Raw genomic sequence first — 17,482 nt, forward strand, 5'->3', positions numbered from 1 at the left:
CACCCCGGTTGGGGGTTGCGCGCCGCGGGGCTGCGGGGCGGCGCATATGCCGGCCCCCAACGGCCCCCCGGGCGGCGCCTGCGGCGCCGAAGCCTCGGTGGTCGCGCTGGGGCTCTGCTCCGTGGTGACCGCCCTCTGCCTCGCCATCGCCCTGCGCCGCGGCAGCCTGCTCGCGCCGTCCTGGCGGCGGAAGCAAGCCGCCATCGCGTGACACGATCCGCATAACGCGGCGCGCGCCATGGAAGGACGCGCCCGTTGGGTGTACCAACGAAGACACGGCCAGCCACCAGCGACACGCCAACCAAGCATGCAGACTCTCCCAAAGCGGAACACCTGGCTGGCCGACCAGCCCCTCCAGCGCAAGATCGTCCTCGCCATCGGGGCCCTGCTCTTCCTCTTCGTGGCCACGAACCTCGGCAACCTGGCCTCGATCGGCCGTGAGCAGGCAAGCCGCGACTGGGCCTCGCACACGTATGAAGTGCTGCTGACCCTGGCGGACGCCAGCGAGGCCGCTCAGGCCCGGCAGGCCGCCTTGCGCGGCTACCTGATCACGCGGGACGACGGCGACTCCGCCGATTTCGACGCAGCGGACGGCGAGCTCGCGCTTCATCTCAGGAGCCTGCGCGGGCTGATGGCGGACAACCCGCTCCAGGAATCCCGCCTGGACCGCCTGGAGACCATGCTGGACCGCTGGAAGGCCGAAGCCATGGCGATGGGATTGACGCCCATGCGCGCCGCCGGCGCGCCCGGTGCGGACGGCGTGGTGGAGCGGGAGCGCATCCGCCAGGACTACTTCACGCAGCGCTCGGTACGGATGAACGACGTCCGCCAGCTCATCGAGCAGATGTCCAGCACCGAGCACGGCCTGCTGCAGGAGCGTAACGGGGCCCTCAACCGCCAGCTGGCCATCACGCGCTGGGTCGATGTCGGCTCCCTGCTGGCCTGCCTGCTCTTCGGCTGGTTCGTGATCCGCACGACCTCCCGCCTCGTTACCCAACCCATCGTGAAGATGACCGGCCTGATGACCCGGCTCGCCAACCACGAGCACGACATCGAGGTGCGCCAGCTCACGCGGGGCGACGAGATCGGCGAGATCGCACGGGCGCTGCAGGTGTTCAAGGACATGGCCATCGAGACCGCCGGGCAGACCTGGCTGAAGTCCTCGGTGGCGGCCATTTCCAATCGCCTCCAGGAAGCCGTCAGCTACCGCGAGTTCGCGGACACGCTGGTGTCGGAGCTGGCGACCTGCCTGCATGCCGGCCTTGGCGTCTTCTATGTCCGCCGCGGGGAAACCGGCAGGCTGGAGCTGCTCGGCAGCTACGGATACAAGGAACGGCAGCATGCGCCGCGAAGCTACGAGCCCGGCGAGGGACTGGTCGGCCAGGCGGCGGCGGAGCGCCGCACCATCGTCCTCAGCGATGTGCCGGAGGACTATACGCGCATCCATTCGGCCAGCGGCGAGGCGTTGCCGCGCAGCGTGGTCCTGCTGCCGGTGCTGTCGCGCGACACGCTGCTCGGCGTCCTCGAGATCGCCAGCTTCGCACCCCTCACCGGCGTGCAGCGGAACCTGCTCGAGGAATTGATGCCGATCGTCGCCCTCTCGCTGGAGAACCTGCGCCGCACCGCCGAGCTGCAGGAGCAGTCGCAACGGCTGGTGGCTTCCGAAGAGGAGCTTCGCGTGCAGGCCGAGGAACTCCACGCCTCGAACGAGGAGCTGCGCGAGAAAGGCGCGGCGCTCAACCGGCAGAACGACGCGCTGGAGGCCTTGCAGCGGGACACCCAGGAAAAGGCCGAGGAGCTGGCCCGGGCCAGCCAGTACAAGTCCGAGTTCCTCGCGAACATGTCGCACGAACTGCGCACGCCGCTGAACAGCCTGCTGATCCTCTCGCGCAGCCTGGCCGACAACGACGAGGAGAACCTCAACGCCAGCCAGGTGGAGTCCGCGCGGATTATCCACGATGCCGGCTCCAACCTGCTGCGCCTCATCAACGACATCCTCGACCTGTCCAAGGTCGAAGCCGGCAAGATGGAACTGGTGGTCGACGGCTTCGCGCTGGCCGATCTCGCGCGCACGCTCGGCCGCACCTTCAATCACGTCGCCCGGGAGAAGAAGCTGGACTTCGAGGTGCGGCTGTCGCCGGACCTGCCCCCGACCATCCGTACCGACGCGGGCAAGCTCGAACAGGTGGTCAACAACCTGTTGAGCAACGCCTTCAAGTTCACCGCCAGTGGCAGCGTCGTCGTGGAGATCGCGCGCCCTGCCGTCGACGCTCCCCTGCCGCGCGGCATGGATCGTGCGCGCTGCATCGCCATCGCCGTGGAAGACTCGGGCATCGGCATTCCCCCGGACAAGTTCGAGCGGGTCTTCCACGCCTTCGAGCAGGTGGACGCCAGCACCAGCCGGCAATACGGAGGCACGGGCCTCGGCCTCGCGATCTCGCGGCGCATCGCCGAGCTGCTTGGCGGCGACATCGCGCTGCACAGCCAGCAGGGCGAGGGCAGCACGTTCACCCTGTTCATACCCGAGGACACGCCTGCGACGGGCGCCCGCCCCGTTCCCGTCTCCCACCAGCAAGCTGCCGCCGAAGCCACGCTGCCGCTCTCGCCCGGCCTGATTCCCGACGGCATCGAGGACGACCGCGCCTCGCTGGAGCCGGGCGACACGATCATCCTCGTCGTCGAGGACGACCCCGCCTTCGCCCGCATCCTGGCGGAAATGATCCATCGTAAGGGCCATCGCGTGCTCGCCGCCGCGGATGGAGAGTCGGGCCTTGCGCTGGCCCGCCGCTATCGCCCCACCGGCATCCTGCTGGACGTGATGCTGCCCGGCATGGACGGCTGGACGGTGATGGAACGCCTGAAGGCAGACGCCACCACGCGCCCCATCCCCGTGCACTTCATTTCAGCAACGGACGACGCCACGCGCGGCCTGGAACTCGGCGCCGTGGGCTTCCTTACCAAGCCGGTGAGCCGCGAATCGATCACCACCGCGTTCGAGCGGCTGATGCATTTCGCCGAGGGCCGCACCCGCCAGCTCCTCGTGGTGGACGACGATGCGAGCGCACGCGCCGCGGTGCGTACGCTGCTCAAGGACGACGCCGTGGCGATCGACGAAGCGGCGTCGGGGGAAGAAGCGCTCGCCATGAGCGGACGGAAGCCGTACGACTGCATCGTGCTCGACCTTGGCCTGCCGGGCATGTCGGGCTTCGACCTGCTGGAACGGATGTCGCAAGGCGGCAGGACCCCGCCGGTGGTGGTGTATTCCGGCCGCGAGCTCTCCCGCGAAGAAAGCATGCGCATCCGCCAATACACCGACAGCATCGTGGTGAAGGGCGCACGCTCGCCGGATCGCCTGCTGGACGAGGTGAGCCTGTTCCTGCACTCCATCCGCCATGGCAGCGTGCCGCCTGCCGGGACCCCGCATACGCTCATGGGTTCGGCGGAGACCGATCTTCACGGCCGCCGCGTGCTCATCGTGGACGACGACATGCGCAACCTGTTCGCGCTGTCCAAGGTGCTCCGCACGAAGGGCCTCGACGTGGCCATGGCGCAGGACGGCCGCAAGGCGCTGGATATCCTGGACAACGACGCCAGCGTGGAGCTCGTGCTCATGGACATCATGATGCCGGTCATGGACGGCTACGAGACCATGCGCGAGATCCGCGCGAAGCCTGCCGTGTCCGAGGTGCCGATCATCGCACTCACCGCCAAGGCCATGCGTGGCGACCGCGAGCGTTGCCTGGAGGCAGGCGCCAACGACTACCTGTCCAAGCCCATCGATGTCGACCGCCTGCTCTCGATGATCCGGGTCTGGCTGCCGCCTCGGGATTGACGTGGACGTCGAGGACATCGAGATCCAGCTGTTCATCCGTGCCATGCAACTGCGGCACGGATACGATTTCAGCGGCTACGCGCCTGCGTCCCTGAAACGCCGGCTCCAGCAGCTCGTGCGCGCCCACGGCGCGGGAAGCATCAGTGGCGTCGTGCAGCGCGTGCTGCATGAGAAAGGCTTCGTGGCCAGGGTGATCGAGGGGCTGTCGGTGCCGGTATCGGACATGTTCCGCGATCCGCCCGTCTTCGGCGCCCTGCGCGAGAAGGTGCTTCCGGTGCTCGCCTCCTACCCGCAGATCAATATCTGGCAGGCCGGTTGCGCCCATGGGCAGGAGGTGTATTCCCTGGCCATCCTGCTGGAAGAGGAAGGGCTGTACGAGCGCACGCGGATCTACGCCACCGATTTCAACGACGCGGCGCTCGCCGTGGCGGCGGAAGGCATCTATCCGGCCAGGGACGCGCGCGACTGGTCGCGTGGCTACCTCGAAGCCGGGGGCCGTCGCTCCTTCAACGACTACTACAGCGCGCGCTATGAATTCATCCGCATCGACCAGCGCCTGCGCCGCCATGTCACCTTCTTCAATCACAACCTGGTGACCGACAAGGTCTTCTGCGAAGCGCACCTCATCCTCTGCCGCAACGTGCTGATCTACTTCGACAACGCCCTGCAGGACCGCACGCTCGAGCTGTTCCGCGACAGCCTCGTTCGCGGCGGCTTCCTCTGCCTCGGTTCGCGCGAGAATCTCGACTTCTCGCCCGTGGCTGCGGAATTCGCGAGCGTGGATCCCGCGCTGCGTATCTACCGCGCAAGCGGCGGCGCGAGTCCCGGCGCGTCATGAACCGGTACGACGCCATCGTGATGGGCTGCAGCGCCGGCGGCCTGAACGCATTGCAGCGCGTATTGCCCGGACTCGACCCGCGTCTGCGCGTTCCCGTCGTCGTCTGCTGCCACACGGGCTCTCCCGACGTCTCCTTGCTGGTTGACCTGCTGGGTCGGAGTTCCTCCCTGCCCGTGGCCGAGGCACGCGAGCGCGCCCCGGCCGATCCCGGCGTCGTTCATGTCGCACCGTCCGGCTATCACCTGCTGGTCGAAGAGAATTTCCATTTTTCCCTGAGTGTCGACGCGAAAGTATCCTTCGCACGACCGTCGATCGACGTGCTTTTCGAGACCGCCGCCGATGCGTGGCGCGGACGCCTGGTCGGCGTGCTGATGACCGGCGCCAATGCCGACGGCGCGCATGGCCTCGCCGCCATCCGGCGGGCCGGTGGCCATGCCGTCGTGCAGGATCCCGACGATGCGGAATCCAAGGCCATGCCACTGGCCGGCCTGCGCATCGCGGGCGCCGATACCTGCCTGCCCATCGAAGCCATCGCTGCAACCCTGAACGAGCTGTGCCCGCCATGAACCCGATCCGTCCCAAGATCCTCGTCGTCGACGACACGCCGGCCAACCTGGTCGCGATGCGCCACCTCCTGTCGCGCACCGAAGCCGACATCTTCGAAGCAGGCAGTGGCAACGAGGCGCTCGCCCTGTGCCTCGACCATCAATTCGCCCTCGTGCTGCTCGACGTGAACATGCCGGAGATGGACGGCTTCGAAGTGGCCCAGCTGATGTCGGAGGCCGATCATCTGCGGGAAACGCCGATCATCTTCGTCACCGCCGCTTACGCGGACGACATCAACCGGATCAAGGGTTACCGCTCGGGAGCGGTCGATTACATCGCCAAACCGATCAACGACGTGATCCTGCAGTCGAAGGTGAAGGTCTTCCTCGAGCTGTACCGGGCGCGCGCCCTGTTGCAGCAGGCGCTCGACGAGCTTTCCCTGCGCAACCGCCAGCTCACCGGCGAAATCGCCGAGCGCATCCGCATGGAAGAGATGGTCCGCCACCAGGCCACCCACGACGCATTGACCGGCCTGCCCAACCGGGTGCTGTTCCGCGAACGCCTCGAGGCCGCCATCGCCTCCGGCGAGGCCACCTCCGCGCTCGCCTATATCGACATCGATGGCTTCAAGGGCGTGAACGACAGCGAGGGTCATGCCGCGGGCGACGAACTGCTGAAGGCCATCGCCGGCCGCATCGACGCACGCACACGTGCGAGCGACACGGTGGCGCGCCTGGGTGGCGACGAGTTCGCCGTGATCCTCCACGACACGCCGGACGGCCCAACCGCCCTCGCCCGCTGCCAGGTGCTATGCGACGCACTGGCCGACCCGTACACCCTCGACATGGGTGACCGCAGCCTGCCCGTCCGCGTCGGCGCGAGCATAGGCGTGACGTTGTTCCAGCAAGGCGCGGACTACGACGACGTGATCATCGCGGCCGACGTGGCAATGTACGTCGCGAAACGCAGCGGGAAGAACCGCTGCATCCTGGGCTGATGCCCGGCACACGAACCAGACGAAAACCCGTGGGAGCTGGCTGAAGTCTTGTGGGAGCCGGCTGGGGCCCGGGGGAGCTGGTTGAAGCCCTGTGGGAGCAGCCTGAGGCCCTGTGGGAGCCGGCTACGCCGGCGATCCCGCGGCAGCGGGCAAGCTTGTCGCAAGCACCCAATCGCCGCTGAAGCGGCTCCCACACAAAGCGGGCTCCCACAAAAGACCGTTGCTCCCACACAGGGCCCGGCTACATACAGTTGAACATCAGGATCTCCCACACAGAGCCCTTCAGAGACTCGCGAGAAATGCTTCCAGCACCGCCCCGCGATAGCGCTGCCGGTGCAGCAGCACCGACAGCGTGCGGCGCAGGTCGAGGAAGGGCGTCGGCAGGATCGAGAGGCGGCCCACCTGCACTGCGTCGCCAACGGCCACTTCCGGCAGGCACGCAATGCCCAGTCCGGCGATGACCGCCTGCTTGATCGCTTCCGACTGGTCCAGCTCGAGCACCGTGCTGCCCTCAGGCAGTTCCGCCAGCGCTCGCTCGCTCAGGGCGCGCGTCGCCGATCCGCGCTCGCGTAGTACCCAGCGCTGTCCGGCGAAATCTTCCCTGCGCAAGCGCTTCTTCGCCGCGAGCGGATGATCGGGCCGCGCGCAGACCACCAGACGGTCGTCGCGCCAGGGGCGGACTTCCAGTGCCGGATGCGTGACCGGGCCTTCGACGCAGCCGATGTCGAAATCGTGGTCAAGCACGCCCTGCGCGATGCGTGCAGTATTGGCAACGCCCAGCCGCAGCGACACGCCCGGGTGCGCGGCGACGAACGGGCCCAGCAGATCGCCGACGAGGTAATTGCCGACCGTGTTGCTGGCGCCGACGCCGATCTCCCCCGACAGACCCGTCACCGCTCCTTCGGCCATGCGCGCGAATTCCGCGTGGCGCTCGATCAGTTCACGCGCCAGCGGGAGCAGTTCACGGCCGCGGTCGTTGAGATGCAGCCTGCCGCGCTCGCGCGAGAACACCGGGGCACCGATCTGCCGCTCCAGCTCCGCCAAGGCCATGCTGGCCGCGGGCTGGCTCATGAAGAGGCGTTCGCTGGCCGCGCGCACGCTGCCCGTGGTGGCGACGGTGACGAAGACTTCGAGTTGGCGCGGGCTGACCGACTGCATAAGCGTTGTTTATACTGTACATAAGTCTTTTTCAATATGCTTATAGCGTGCCCGCGCGGACAATGCGTAAGCCTCCAAGGAAAACCGCCCGTGTCGACCGTCGCCGCCGCCATCCAACCCTCCCGCCTGCCCGGCATCGTCCTCGCCTTCGCCGTGGCCGCCGTCGCCTTCGTCCTCGGGCGGCTCATGCCCCTCGTGGGCGGTGCCGTATGGGGTATCGTCCTGGGTATCGTCCTGCGCCAGTTCGCGCCGCCCTCCGCGCGCTTCCTGCCGGGCATCCGCTTCGCCTCGAAGCAGGTGCTGCAATGGTCGATCATCGCGCTCGGCTTCGGGCTCAGCATCACCCAGGTGGCGCATACCGGACTGGAATCTCTGTCGGTCACGCTTGCCACCGTGGCCGCCGCCGGGCTCGCGGCCTGGATCCTCGGTCGCCTGCTGCGCGTGCACGACACGCTGAAACTGCTGATCGGCGTGGGCACGGCCATCTGCGGCGGCTCGGCGATCGCGGCCATCGTGCCGATCGTGAAGCCGGACGAACACGACACCGCGTTCGCCATCTCCACGATTTTCCTGTTCAACCTCGTCGCCGTGCTGCTGTTCCCCGCCCTCGGCCATTGGCTGGGCCTGTCCGATCTCGGCTTCGGTCTCTGGGCCGGCACGGCGATCAACGACACCTCGTCAGTGGTCGCCGCCGGTTACAGCTACAGCCACGCTGCCGGCGACTACGCCACCATCGTGAAGCTCACCCGCGCCACCCTCATCATTCCTATCAGCTTGTCCATCGCGCTGATCGTGGCCTGGCGCGAGAAGCGCGGCGGCGCATCGGATTTCAGCATCGCGAGGATCTTTCCCTGGTTCATCCTGTGGTTCCTGGTCGCCTCGGTGATCCGCACGACCGGCATCGTCCCCGCCCCGGCGTTACCGGTAATCCACTTCGTCGCGGAGTGCCTCATCATCGTGGCGCTCACCGCCATCGGCCTGTCCGCCGATCTGCGCCGCATGGCCTCCACGGGACCGCGGCCGATCCTGCTCGGCCTCGGCGTCTGGGCCGCCGTAGCGCTGACCAGCCTGCTGGTGCAGCACCTGATCGGCCGCTGGTAGGCGACACGCCGCTCAGGCGGGATCGGGACGCAGCCCTTCCCGTTCGAATTGCAGCGGAACGGCGAACAGGAGGCCGAGCATCACGAGATGCGCACCGGCGGACAGCAGTGGCGACCACACCGGCGACACAACCTGGTAGGGGAGGATGTCCCCGATCAGCACGTTGGCCAGGTTCCAGCCCCAGTGCAGGCCCACGGCCAGCCATAGCGAGCCGGTGCGGACCACCGCCGTGGCATAGGCGAGGCCGAAGCAGAACAGCATCGTCCATTCCGCCGGACCCGCGCCCAGCCGGTAGATGTGGTTCAGCACGTAAAGGACGCTGCTCGACAGCACGAACACCCACGGCACCCAGCGCACGCGCAATGCACGGTAGAGGAAACCGCGGGTGAGGATGTCCTCGGCGACCGAAGGCACGAAGGTGGCGACCAGTGCCCAGGGAATGGACGAGAGAAACGATACCGAGGCGACCGAAGGCACGGCCGGCGCACGGGCCACGTAGACATTGAACGCCATGCCGATGCAGACGGCGACGTACTTGACCAGCAAGGCGAGGACCAGGCCGCCGGCCAGCAACACGGGCGTTGCCCGCTGCCACTCCAACGCGTACGCGTCGTAGCCGCGAAAGCCGAGCCAGCGGCCAAGCGGCCACGCGGCGGCAAGCATGGCCAGCATGAAGGCGGCCTGGACGGCGAGGTTGTCGAGAAGGCGGGCGCCGATGCCTTCCGCGCCCTGGTACAGGAAGAACAGGAGCACGAAGGCGAGCGCAGCACGCCAACGGTGGTCCTTGAACATGGATGTCCCGGTAGGTAGGCAGACGCCCGGAAAGCTTAGGGCCGGCGTGCCTCGCACGCTATAACGAATGCGTCGGCGCTTACCGGTTCGCCCGGCTGCCCCAGGGCGCTCCTGTTATCGGTCGTCGCGCGTCCAGATGAAGCCGTCTTCTTCCCTCACCGGAAAGACGGCCACCGGCTCGTAGGCCGGCGGGCAGGTGACCTCGCCTGAGCGCAGGTCGAAGCGCGCGCCGTGGCGCACGCATTCCACTTCGAAGCCATGGAGGGGGCCGCCGGCCAGTTCGCCCCCGTCGTGCGTGCAGACGTCCTCGATGGCGTAGAGGTCGCCGTCGATGTTGTAGACGGCGATGGCCGTGTCGCCGTCCCAGGCCACCTTGAATTCCCCGGGAAGGATCTCGCTGCGCGTGCCGACCTTGACCCATCCATTCATGAGCGCAACTCTTTCACCAGGTATTCGAACCGCAGGTCGTCGCGCTGCGGGATGCCGAAGCGTTCGTCGCCATAAGGGAAGGATTTGGTGCGGCCGGTGCGGACGTAGCCGCGGCGCTCGTACCACGCGATCAGCTCGGCGCGGATGTCGATGACAGTCATCTCCACCCGGTCGCACTGCCACTCCTCGCGGGCGATGCGCTCCACTTCCTGGATCACCATGCGGCCGATACCCGTGCCCTGGAACGGCGGGTGCACGGAGAACATGCCGAAGTAGCAGACCGTGCCCTGGCGCTCGATATAGCAGGACGCGGCGACCAGCCCGTCGCGCTCGAACAGCACGAAGCGCCCATTCTCGCTGGTGAGCAATTCTTCGATTTCCGCCACATCCGTGCGGCGGCCGTGCAGGAAATCGGCTTCGGTAGTCCAGCCGGCCCTGCTGGCTTCGCCGCGATAGGCGGATTCGACCAGGGCGGCGATGACCGGGGCATCGGCCTGGGTCGCAATGCGGAAGGTGTGTTTAGGGCTCATGGCAAAGAGTCTAATGCGGCGACGGCCTGGTGTAGGAGCGCGTCTTACGCGCGACATGTTTTGAGGCCGTGACTCGGGAGCTGGCGCGCCACCTTCCGGACCGGCGCGAAAGGCTTCGCGCGCAGGCGCGCTCCTACAACAGCAGTTTGCGAACCTTGGCGATCGCCTCGATGAAACCGTCCACCTCGGCCTTCGTGTTGTAAAAGGCGAGCGAGGCACGGAGGGTGGCCGGCACACCGAAGAAATGCATCAGCGGATGGGCACAGTGGTGGCCGGAGCGGACGGCGACGCCCTGCAGGTCCAGCAGGGTGGCCATGTCGTTCGCGTGGGCACCTTCGATGAGGAAGGAGACGACCGGTTCGCGCTCCTTCGCACGCCCGAAGATGCGGATGCCCGGCACGCTCTCCATCGCGTCGATGGCGTAGGCCAGGAGGTCCTGCTCGGCGGCGTGGAGGCGATCGAAGCCGATACCCTCGATGTAATCGATGGCGGCCGGGATGCCGGCGAAACCGGCGATGTTCGGCGTGCCCGCCTCGAAGCGGTGCGGCGGATCGGCGAACACCGTACCCTCGAAGCGCACCTCGCGGATCATCTCGCCGCCGCCGAAGAACGGCGGCATCGCCATCAGGTGTTCCCGCTTCGCCCACAACGCGCCGGTACCCGTGGGGCCAAGCATCTTGTGCCCGGTAATGGCGTAGAAGTCGCAACCCAGCGCCTGCACGTCGATGGCCCGGTGCGGCGCCGCCTGAGAGCCGTCCACCAGCAGGGGGATGCCGCGCTTGCGGCACTCGCGCGCGATCTCGCGCACCGGATTCACCGTGCCGAGCACGTTCGAGACATGGGTGACGCAGGCCAGCTTCACGTCGGGCGTGAGCATGGCGAAATATTTCTCGAGGATCAGCTCGCCGTTCTCGTCGATCGGCGCGGCCTTGACCGTGGCGCCGCTACGCCCGGCCACGAGCTGCCACGGCACGATGTTGGCATGGTGCTCCATCACCGTGGTGAGGATGGCGTCGCCCGGCTTGAGCTTCGGCAACGCGTAGCTGTACGCCACGAGATTGATCGACTGCGTGGTGCCCGAGGTGAGGATCACCTCGTCGCGCGACGGCGCGTTGATGAAGCGTGCGATGGCATCGCGCGCGCCCTCATAGGCCGAGGTGGCTTCCTCGCCGAGCTGATGCACGGCGCGCGCCACGTTCGCGTTGTGCTCGCGGTAGTGCCGGTCGACCGCCTCGATCACCGAGCGGGGTTTCTGGCCGGTGTTGGCATTGTCGAAGTAGATCAGCGGCTTGCCGTGCACCGTGCGCGACAACAGGGGGAAGTCGGCGCGGATGCGCTCGACATCCAGCGGCGACATGACTGGCGCGGGCTTGGCATTCATGGCTTGGCTCCGGAGGCTTATTCGGCGGGCTCGGTCGGCAGGTGGGCGACCAGCAGCTCGCCAAGGTGTTCGCGCAAGGCGTCGTTCGGCAACGATTCGAGCGCCGCCCGGCAGAAGGCGAGGGTCAGCAGGCTGCGCGCGTTCGCCAGCGGGATGCCGCGCGAGCGCAGGTAGAACAGCGAGCGCTCGTCGAGCTGGCCGATGGTCGCGCCGTGCGCGGCCTTGACCTCGTCGGCGTAGATCTCGAGCTCGGGCTTGGTGTCGATCTCGGCCATGCCCGAGAGCAGGAGGTTCTTGTTGCTGAGCGCGGCATCGGCGCCGTCGGCACCTTCGGCGACGAGGATCGCGCCGCGGAATACGCCGCGCGAGCGGCCATCGGCGATTCCGCGCCACAAGGCGTCGGATGCCGTGTCGCGCGCCTTGTGACGGACTTCCAGCTGGGTGTCGGCGTGCTGCCGGCCGGCGAGCGCGAAGACGCCGCGCGAGTCGAAGCGCGCGCCGTCGCCTTCGAGGTCGGCATGCAGTTCGTGGCGGACCAGCGCGCCACCCAGTTCCAGCGCGTGCAGCGTCGCCCCGGCATTCGCGTCCAGGCGGACCTGGCTGCGGCGGACCAGGGTCGTCGCCACCGAAGCATCCTGCAACACGACGAGACCGAGACGGCTTCCCTCGCGCAGCACGACGTCGGAAACGACCGTACCCAATTGGGCGGACTCACCGGCGGAAACGAAATGCTCGACGATGTCGGCCGCCGCACCCTTGCCGAGCTCGACCAGCAGGCGCACATGCCACGCGGTGTCCGCCTGGGCACCGCTCGACACATGCACGACGTGCAGCGGGCGCTCCACGGCGATGCCATCGGCGACGCGCAGCACGAAGCCATCGCCCGCTAGGGCGGCGTTGAGGTGTACGAACGCATCCGCTGCGCCGCGGCGATAGCGGCTGGCGAGGGCGAAGCGCAGCGGTTCGGCGTTAGCAGCCAGCGCAACGGAGAGCGGAGCCAGTTCGATTCCTGCCGCGTCGAGCGAGGACAGGTCGGCGCGGAACATGCCGTCGACGAATACGATGCGCGCACCCTCGACGCCCGGGAGGGCGTAGAGCGACGGGTCGATGGCGGTCTTCGTGGCGACGCCGCGATCCGCCAGTGCGAACGCGCGCTGCGCCAGCGCGCGCAGCGGGGTGTACTTCCAGGCCTCGTTGCGTCCTTCCGGCAGGCCGGCCTCGGCGAAGGCGTCGAGATTCTCGCGACGGGCGGCGTCCAGCCAGGCGATGCCGCTGGCCGGCAGTGCGCCGGCGGCATCCAGGGCCGCCCGCACGAAGGGGGACGGCGCGTTGCTCATGCCGGCGCTCCTGCAAGGTCGGCCTTGCGCAATTCCGGGTGTGTCTCGGCAAGCCAGGCGTAACCCTGCTCCTCCAGCTTGAGGGCAAGGTCCTTGTCGCCGCTTTCGACGATGCGGCCGCCGGCCAGCACATGGACGAAATCCGGCTCGATATAGTCGAGCAGGCGCTGGTAATGGGTGACGATGACGAAGGAGCGGTCCGGCGAGCGGAGGGCATTCACACCCTCGGCCACCTGCTTCAGCGCGTCGATGTCCAGGCCGGAATCGGTTTCGTCGAGGATCGCCAGCCTGGGCTCCAGCACGGCCATCTGGAAGATCTCGTTGCGCTTCTTCTCGCCGCCGGAGAAGCCTTCGTTCACCGCACGGTGAAGCAGTTCGTCGGAGATCTGCATCACCTTGAGCTTCTCGCGCACCAGCTTCAGGAAGCGCATGGAATCCAGTTCTTCCTCGCCGCGGAATTTGCGCTGCGCATTGAGCGCCGCACGCAGGAAGTAGGTGTTGTTCACGCCCGGGATCTCGACCGGGTACTGGAAGGCGAGGAACACGCCGACGGCGGCGCGCTCCTCGGGCTCCAGCGCGAGCAGGTCGCGGCCGGCGAAATCCACCGTGCCCTGGGTGACCTCGTAACCGTCGCGGCCCGCGAGCACGTTGCCGAGCGTGGACTTGCCGGCCCCGTTCGGGCCCATGATGGCGTGCACTTCGCCCGGCTTCACGGTGAGCGAAAGGCCTTTGAGGATCTCCTTGCCTTCGACGCGGGCGTGGAGGTTGTCGATCTTGAGCATGTGCATGGCGCGGTCCAATCAGGGCGTGAGGTGCGAGAGCGCGTCGAGCGCGTCGTCGCGGCGTTCCCAGGGCACGAAGATGTGGTCGTGCAGGAACGCGGAAACGGGGTTGCAGGGAATGCCGCGCTTGGCCAGCGCGGCGGAAACGGCGGCCATCATGCCGACCGCGGTGAGGCTGGACTGCACGCGCAAGGTGATGCGCGCCCAGAGCATGCGCTCGCTGCCGGCGGCATCGGCCTCATCCACGTCGACGATGAGCGTGGTGCCTTCGGCTTCGCGAAACATCATCAGGGCATCGCCCATGCGCTCGCGCGCCTTCTCGTGCGACACGTGCAGGAAGCGCTTCGCGACCGGATCGATCTCCGGATCGAGCGCGGCGAGCAGTACACGCAGGTCGGTGAGACCGGGCGCGGAGCCGATGATGCCCATCAGCCCACCGCGCCTTCGAGGGACACCTCGAGCAGCTTTTTCGCCTCCACGGCGAATTCCATCGGCAGTTCGCGGAACACCTGCTTGCAGAAGCCGTCGACGATCATCGACACCGCATCTTCCTCGCCGATGCCGCGCGAGAGGCAGTAGAACAGCTGGTCGTCGGAGATCTTCGAGGTGGTGGCCTCGTGCTCCACGATGGCACTCGGGTTCTTCACTTCCATGTAGGGGAAAGTGTGCGCACCGCACTTCTTGCCGATCAGCAGGGAATCGCACTGCGTGTAGTTGCGCGCACCGTCGGCGCCCTTCTCGATCTTCACCAGCCCGCGGTAGCTGTTGGAACTACGCCCCGCGCTGATGCCCTTGGACACGATCTTGGACTTCGTGCCCTTGCCGATGTGGATCATCTTGGTGCCGGTATCGGCCTGCTGGCGGTGGTGCGTGAGCGCCACCGAGTAGAACTCGCCCACCGAGCGGTCGCCGCGCAGCACGCAGCTGGGGTACTTCCAGGTGATGGCCGAACCGGTTTCCACCTGGGTCCACGAGATCTTGGAATCCGCACCCCGGCAGTCGCCGCGCTTGGTCACGAAATTGTAGATGCCGCCGACGCCGTTCTCGTCGCCGGGATACCAGTTCTGCACGGTGGAGTACTTGATCTGCGCGCGCTCCAGAGCGACCAGTTCCACCACGGCCGCGTGCAGCTGGTTCTCGTCGCGCATCGGCGCCGTGCAGCCTTCGAGATACGACACGTAGGCATCGTCTTCGGCCACGATCAGCGTGCGCTCGAACTGTCCCGTATTCATCGCGTTGATGCGGAAATACGTGGACAGCTCCATCGGGCAGCGCACGCCCTTGGGAATGAACACGAAGCTGCCATCGGAGAACACCGCCGAATTCAGCGCGGCGAAATAATTGTCGCCCGCCGGCACCACACTACCCAGGTACTGGCGGACCAGGTCGCCGTGGTCGCGGATGGCCTCGGACATGGAGCAGAAGATCACCCCGGCCTCGGCCAGCTCCTTGCGGAAGGTGGTGCCCACGGACACCGAATCGAACACCGCATCCACGGCCACCCCGGCGAGGCGCGCGCGCTCGTGCAGCGGCACGCCCAGCTTCTCGTAGGTTTCGAGCAGCTTCGGATCGACCTCGTCCAGCGATTTCGGGCCGGCCTTCGGCGCCGAGTAATAGCTCACCGCCTGGTAATCGATCGGCGCGATGTCCAGCTTCGCCCAGTCCGGCTCCGGCATGGTCAGCCAATGCCGGTAGGCGGCCAGGCGCCACTCGGTCATCCATTCCGGTTCGCCCTTGATCGCCGACAGCTGGCGGACGGTGTCTTCGTCGAGACCCGGGGGAAGCGTGGTGGATTCGATGTCGGTAACGAAGCCGGCTTCGTAGCGGCGATTGAGGGCCGCTTCGACTTCGGCGTTGTCGCGTACCGGCGCTGCCACTTCGCGTGTCATGTTCTCGCTCTCGTTCATGCGTTTGCCTGTACGGCCGGCGCCGTGGGGCGCCCGGCCAGCATCTGTGCCAGGGTCATGGCGCGCAGCACCCCATCGATCGTTCCCGATACGGAGCGCCAGCTGCCGCTGATCCCGCAGGTGGATTGCCGCTCGCAGTGGCCCTCGGCCAGGCTGCACTCGGTGAGGCCGATCGGCCCTTCCATGGCTTCGACGATATCGGCAAGGCTGATCGCCTCCGCCGGCCGCGCCAGGCGGTAGCCGCCATTGACCCCGCGGAAGGAGTCCACCAGCCCTGCGTGGCCGAGCAGCTTCAGCAGCTTGGACACGGTGGGAAGTTCGAGGCGCGTCTCCTCCGCGATCTGGGCGGTGCTCAGAACGTCGGCAGGGTGGGCGGCGATGCAAGTCATCACCACCGTCGCGTAGTCGGTCAGTCGGCTGACACGGAGCATGGGGAAGGGGTGGGTCGTCAATACCGGACTAAAATGGTACTGATTTGGCGCCCTGAATGCAAATGCACCAATCCGGTGCATTTGCCGGTCGGCGGCGCCTCATGCGTAACATCGATCGAACGCGCTGGTCCGTACCCGGGAGGTCGATGTTGATGCGCTCCGAGATCCTGCTCGATTCCGGCGACACAGCCTGGATGCTGACGGCGACGATGCTCGTGCTCCTGATGACCATTCCAGGCCTGGCCCTTTTCTACGGCGGGATGGTGCGGGCGAAAAACCTGCTGTCGGTGCTGATGCAATGCTTCGCGATCACCGCGGTCGTCACCGTGCTGTGGGTCGTGTACGGCTACTCCGTCGCCTTCGACGACGCCGGCATGGCCGCCGGCGACACCGGACTGCATTCGTTCGTGGGCGGGTTGGGGCACGCCATGCTGGCCGGGCTGAAACCGGGCAGCCTGCACGGCACGATACCCGAGGCGCTGTTCGTAGCGTTCCAGCTGACCTTCGCGATCATCACGCCGGCGCTTATCGTCGGCGCCGTCGCCGAACGCATGAAGTTCTCGGCGATGCTCGTCTTCACCGCACTCTGGTTCACCTTCGCCTATCTGCCGCTGGCGCACATGGTGTGGGGCGGTCCCGGCTCATTCCTCGGCGACCTGGGCGTCATCGACTTCGCCGGCGGCACCGTAGTGCACATCAATGCAGGTATCGCCGGCCTCGTCGGCTGCCTCGTCATCGGCAAACGCCGCGGTTATCCGTCCACGCCGATGCCGCCGCACAATCTCGGTTACACGCTGATCGGCGCGAGCATGCTCTGGGTCGGCTGGTTCGGTTTCAATGCCGGTTCCGCGGTCGCCGCGAACGGAAGCGCCGCGATGGCGATCCTGGTGACGCAGATCGCGACGGCGGCCGCGGCCATGGGCTGGACGGCCATCGAATGGATCCTGCATCGCCGCCCCAGCGTGCTCGGCATCGCGTCGGGTGCCGTGGCGGGACTCGTGGCGATCACACCCGCCGCGGGCACGTGCGGACCCGGAGGCGCACTCGTCCTCGGCTTCTCCGCAAGCATCGTGTGCTTCTTCTGCGCGACGCGGCTGAAGCGCCGGCTTGGCTATGACGATTCGCTGGACGTCTTCGGCGTGCACGCCATGGCAGGCATCTTCGGCGCCCTGCTTACCGGGCCGCTGGCATCGCCTGCTCTGGGCGGTTTCGGGGATGTGACGCGGCCATGGTCGCAGCTCTGGATCCAGTTCGAGGGCGTCGGCTTCACCATCGTCTACAGCGCGGCGATCAGCTACGCGATCTTCAAGGGTATCGCCGTAACGATGGGCCTGCGCGTCGACGACGAACAGGAACAGCTCGGACTCGACCTGGCATTGCACGAGGAGCGCGGCTACAACCTGTCGTAGTCGCCGCGATCC

Annotated in this window: 16 protein-coding genes and 1 pseudogene; 7 read left to right on the forward strand and 10 right to left on the reverse strand. The window is 67.2% G+C overall.

Annotated features, from left to right (window positions below; translation table 11 throughout):
* The 5 genes and pseudogenes from ACR9ZH_RS04620 to ACR9ZH_RS04640 all read left to right on the forward strand — a co-directional run.
* Nucleotides 1-211 (forward strand): annotated as a pseudogene (locus ACR9ZH_RS04620) (CPBP family intramembrane glutamic endopeptidase); the annotation flags it as partial.
* A gap of 96 nt (nucleotides 212-307) precedes the next feature.
* Nucleotides 308-3,832, forward strand: coding sequence for a response regulator (locus tag ACR9ZH_RS04625; RefSeq protein ID WP_481289582.1), 3,525 nt, complete (start codon nucleotides 308-310; stop codon nucleotides 3,830-3,832).
* A 1-nt stretch (nucleotide 3,833) separates the two neighbouring features.
* Complete coding sequence (locus ACR9ZH_RS04630) at nucleotides 3,834-4,670, forward strand: CheR family methyltransferase (protein WP_481289583.1); 837 nt, start codon at nucleotides 3,834-3,836, stop codon at nucleotides 4,668-4,670.
* On the forward strand, nucleotides 4,667-5,236 hold the full coding sequence (locus ACR9ZH_RS04635) for a chemotaxis protein CheB (protein ID WP_481289584.1): 570 nt from the start codon (nucleotides 4,667-4,669) through the stop codon (nucleotides 5,234-5,236). Before ACR9ZH_RS04630 ends, ACR9ZH_RS04635 begins: the two co-directional genes overlap by 4 nt.
* Nucleotides 5,233-6,213 carry a response regulator gene (locus tag ACR9ZH_RS04640; protein WP_481289585.1) on the forward strand — a complete coding sequence of 327 codons (981 nt, stop codon included), beginning with the start codon at nucleotides 5,233-5,235 and terminating at the stop codon, nucleotides 6,211-6,213. Before ACR9ZH_RS04635 ends, ACR9ZH_RS04640 begins: the two co-directional genes overlap by 4 nt.
* 282 nt (nucleotides 6,214-6,495) lie before the next feature.
* On the opposite strand, the gene ACR9ZH_RS04645 is transcribed toward ACR9ZH_RS04640, so the two are convergent.
* The gene (locus ACR9ZH_RS04645; protein WP_481289586.1) at nucleotides 6,496-7,371 is read right to left on the reverse strand and encodes a LysR family transcriptional regulator; all 876 of its coding nucleotides are present in this window, start codon (nucleotides 7,369-7,371) and stop codon (nucleotides 6,496-6,498) included.
* A 90-nt stretch (nucleotides 7,372-7,461) separates the two neighbouring features.
* Between ACR9ZH_RS04645 and ACR9ZH_RS04650 the strand changes: the two genes are divergently transcribed.
* Nucleotides 7,462-8,472, forward strand: coding sequence for a YeiH family protein (locus ACR9ZH_RS04650; protein WP_481289587.1), 1,011 nt, complete (start codon nucleotides 7,462-7,464; stop codon nucleotides 8,470-8,472).
* 12 nt (nucleotides 8,473-8,484) lie between these two features.
* Here the strand turns inward: ACR9ZH_RS04650 and ACR9ZH_RS04655 are convergent, their stop codons facing one another.
* The 9 genes from ACR9ZH_RS04655 to ACR9ZH_RS04695 all read right to left on the reverse strand — a co-directional run bounded on the left by ACR9ZH_RS04655 (nucleotide 8,485) and on the right by ACR9ZH_RS04695 (nucleotide 16,061).
* On the reverse strand, nucleotides 8,485-9,264 hold the full coding sequence (locus ACR9ZH_RS04655) for a CPBP family intramembrane glutamic endopeptidase (protein WP_481289588.1): 780 nt from the start codon (nucleotides 9,262-9,264) through the stop codon (nucleotides 8,485-8,487).
* A 114-nt stretch (nucleotides 9,265-9,378) separates the two neighbouring features.
* A complete protein-coding gene (locus ACR9ZH_RS04660; RefSeq protein WP_481289589.1) occupies nucleotides 9,379-9,693 on the reverse strand; it encodes a non-heme iron oxygenase ferredoxin subunit in 315 nt (104 codons plus the stop codon).
* The gene (locus tag ACR9ZH_RS04665) at nucleotides 9,690-10,280 is read right to left on the reverse strand and encodes a GNAT family N-acetyltransferase (RefSeq protein ID WP_481289590.1); all 591 of its coding nucleotides are present in this window, start codon (nucleotides 10,278-10,280) and stop codon (nucleotides 9,690-9,692) included. The genes ACR9ZH_RS04660 and ACR9ZH_RS04665 overlap by 4 nt, the downstream gene beginning before the upstream one ends.
* Before the next feature lie 76 nt (nucleotides 10,281-10,356).
* Complete coding sequence (locus ACR9ZH_RS04670; protein WP_481289591.1) at nucleotides 10,357-11,604, reverse strand: aminotransferase class V-fold PLP-dependent enzyme; 1,248 nt, start codon at nucleotides 11,602-11,604, stop codon at nucleotides 10,357-10,359.
* A gap of 17 nt (nucleotides 11,605-11,621) precedes the next feature.
* Entirely contained in the window at nucleotides 11,622-12,941 is a 1,320-nt protein-coding gene (gene sufD, locus ACR9ZH_RS04675) for a Fe-S cluster assembly protein SufD (RefSeq protein ID WP_481289592.1), read from the reverse strand.
* Nucleotides 12,938-13,723: a Fe-S cluster assembly ATPase SufC gene (gene sufC, locus ACR9ZH_RS04680; protein ID WP_481289671.1), complete on the reverse strand. Its 786-nt coding sequence runs from the start codon at nucleotides 13,721-13,723 to the stop codon at nucleotides 12,938-12,940. Before sufC ends, sufD begins: the two co-directional genes overlap by 4 nt.
* Nucleotides 13,724-13,741: 18 nt before the next feature.
* Nucleotides 13,742-14,152 carry an ACT domain-containing protein gene (locus tag ACR9ZH_RS04685; protein WP_481289593.1) on the reverse strand — a complete coding sequence of 137 codons (411 nt, stop codon included), beginning with the start codon at nucleotides 14,150-14,152 and terminating at the stop codon, nucleotides 13,742-13,744.
* On the reverse strand, nucleotides 14,152-15,612 hold the full coding sequence (gene sufB, locus ACR9ZH_RS04690; RefSeq protein ID WP_481289672.1) for a Fe-S cluster assembly protein SufB: 1,461 nt from the start codon (nucleotides 15,610-15,612) through the stop codon (nucleotides 14,152-14,154). Before sufB ends, ACR9ZH_RS04685 begins: the two co-directional genes overlap by 1 nt.
* A 14-nt stretch (nucleotides 15,613-15,626) precedes the next feature.
* On the reverse strand, nucleotides 15,627-16,061 hold the full coding sequence (locus tag ACR9ZH_RS04695; protein ID WP_481289594.1) for an SUF system Fe-S cluster assembly regulator: 435 nt from the start codon (nucleotides 16,059-16,061) through the stop codon (nucleotides 15,627-15,629).
* 152 nt (nucleotides 16,062-16,213) lie between these two features.
* Here ACR9ZH_RS04695 and ACR9ZH_RS04700 point away from each other — a divergent pair, with 152 nt between their 5' ends.
* Nucleotides 16,214-17,470, forward strand: a complete 1,257-nt coding sequence (locus ACR9ZH_RS04700; RefSeq protein ID WP_481289595.1) for an ammonium transporter — start codon at nucleotides 16,214-16,216, stop codon at nucleotides 17,468-17,470.
* The last annotated feature ends 12 nt before the right edge of the window (nucleotides 17,471-17,482 follow it).

The organism is Luteibacter sp. SVR4-7G (assembly GCF_056755555.1).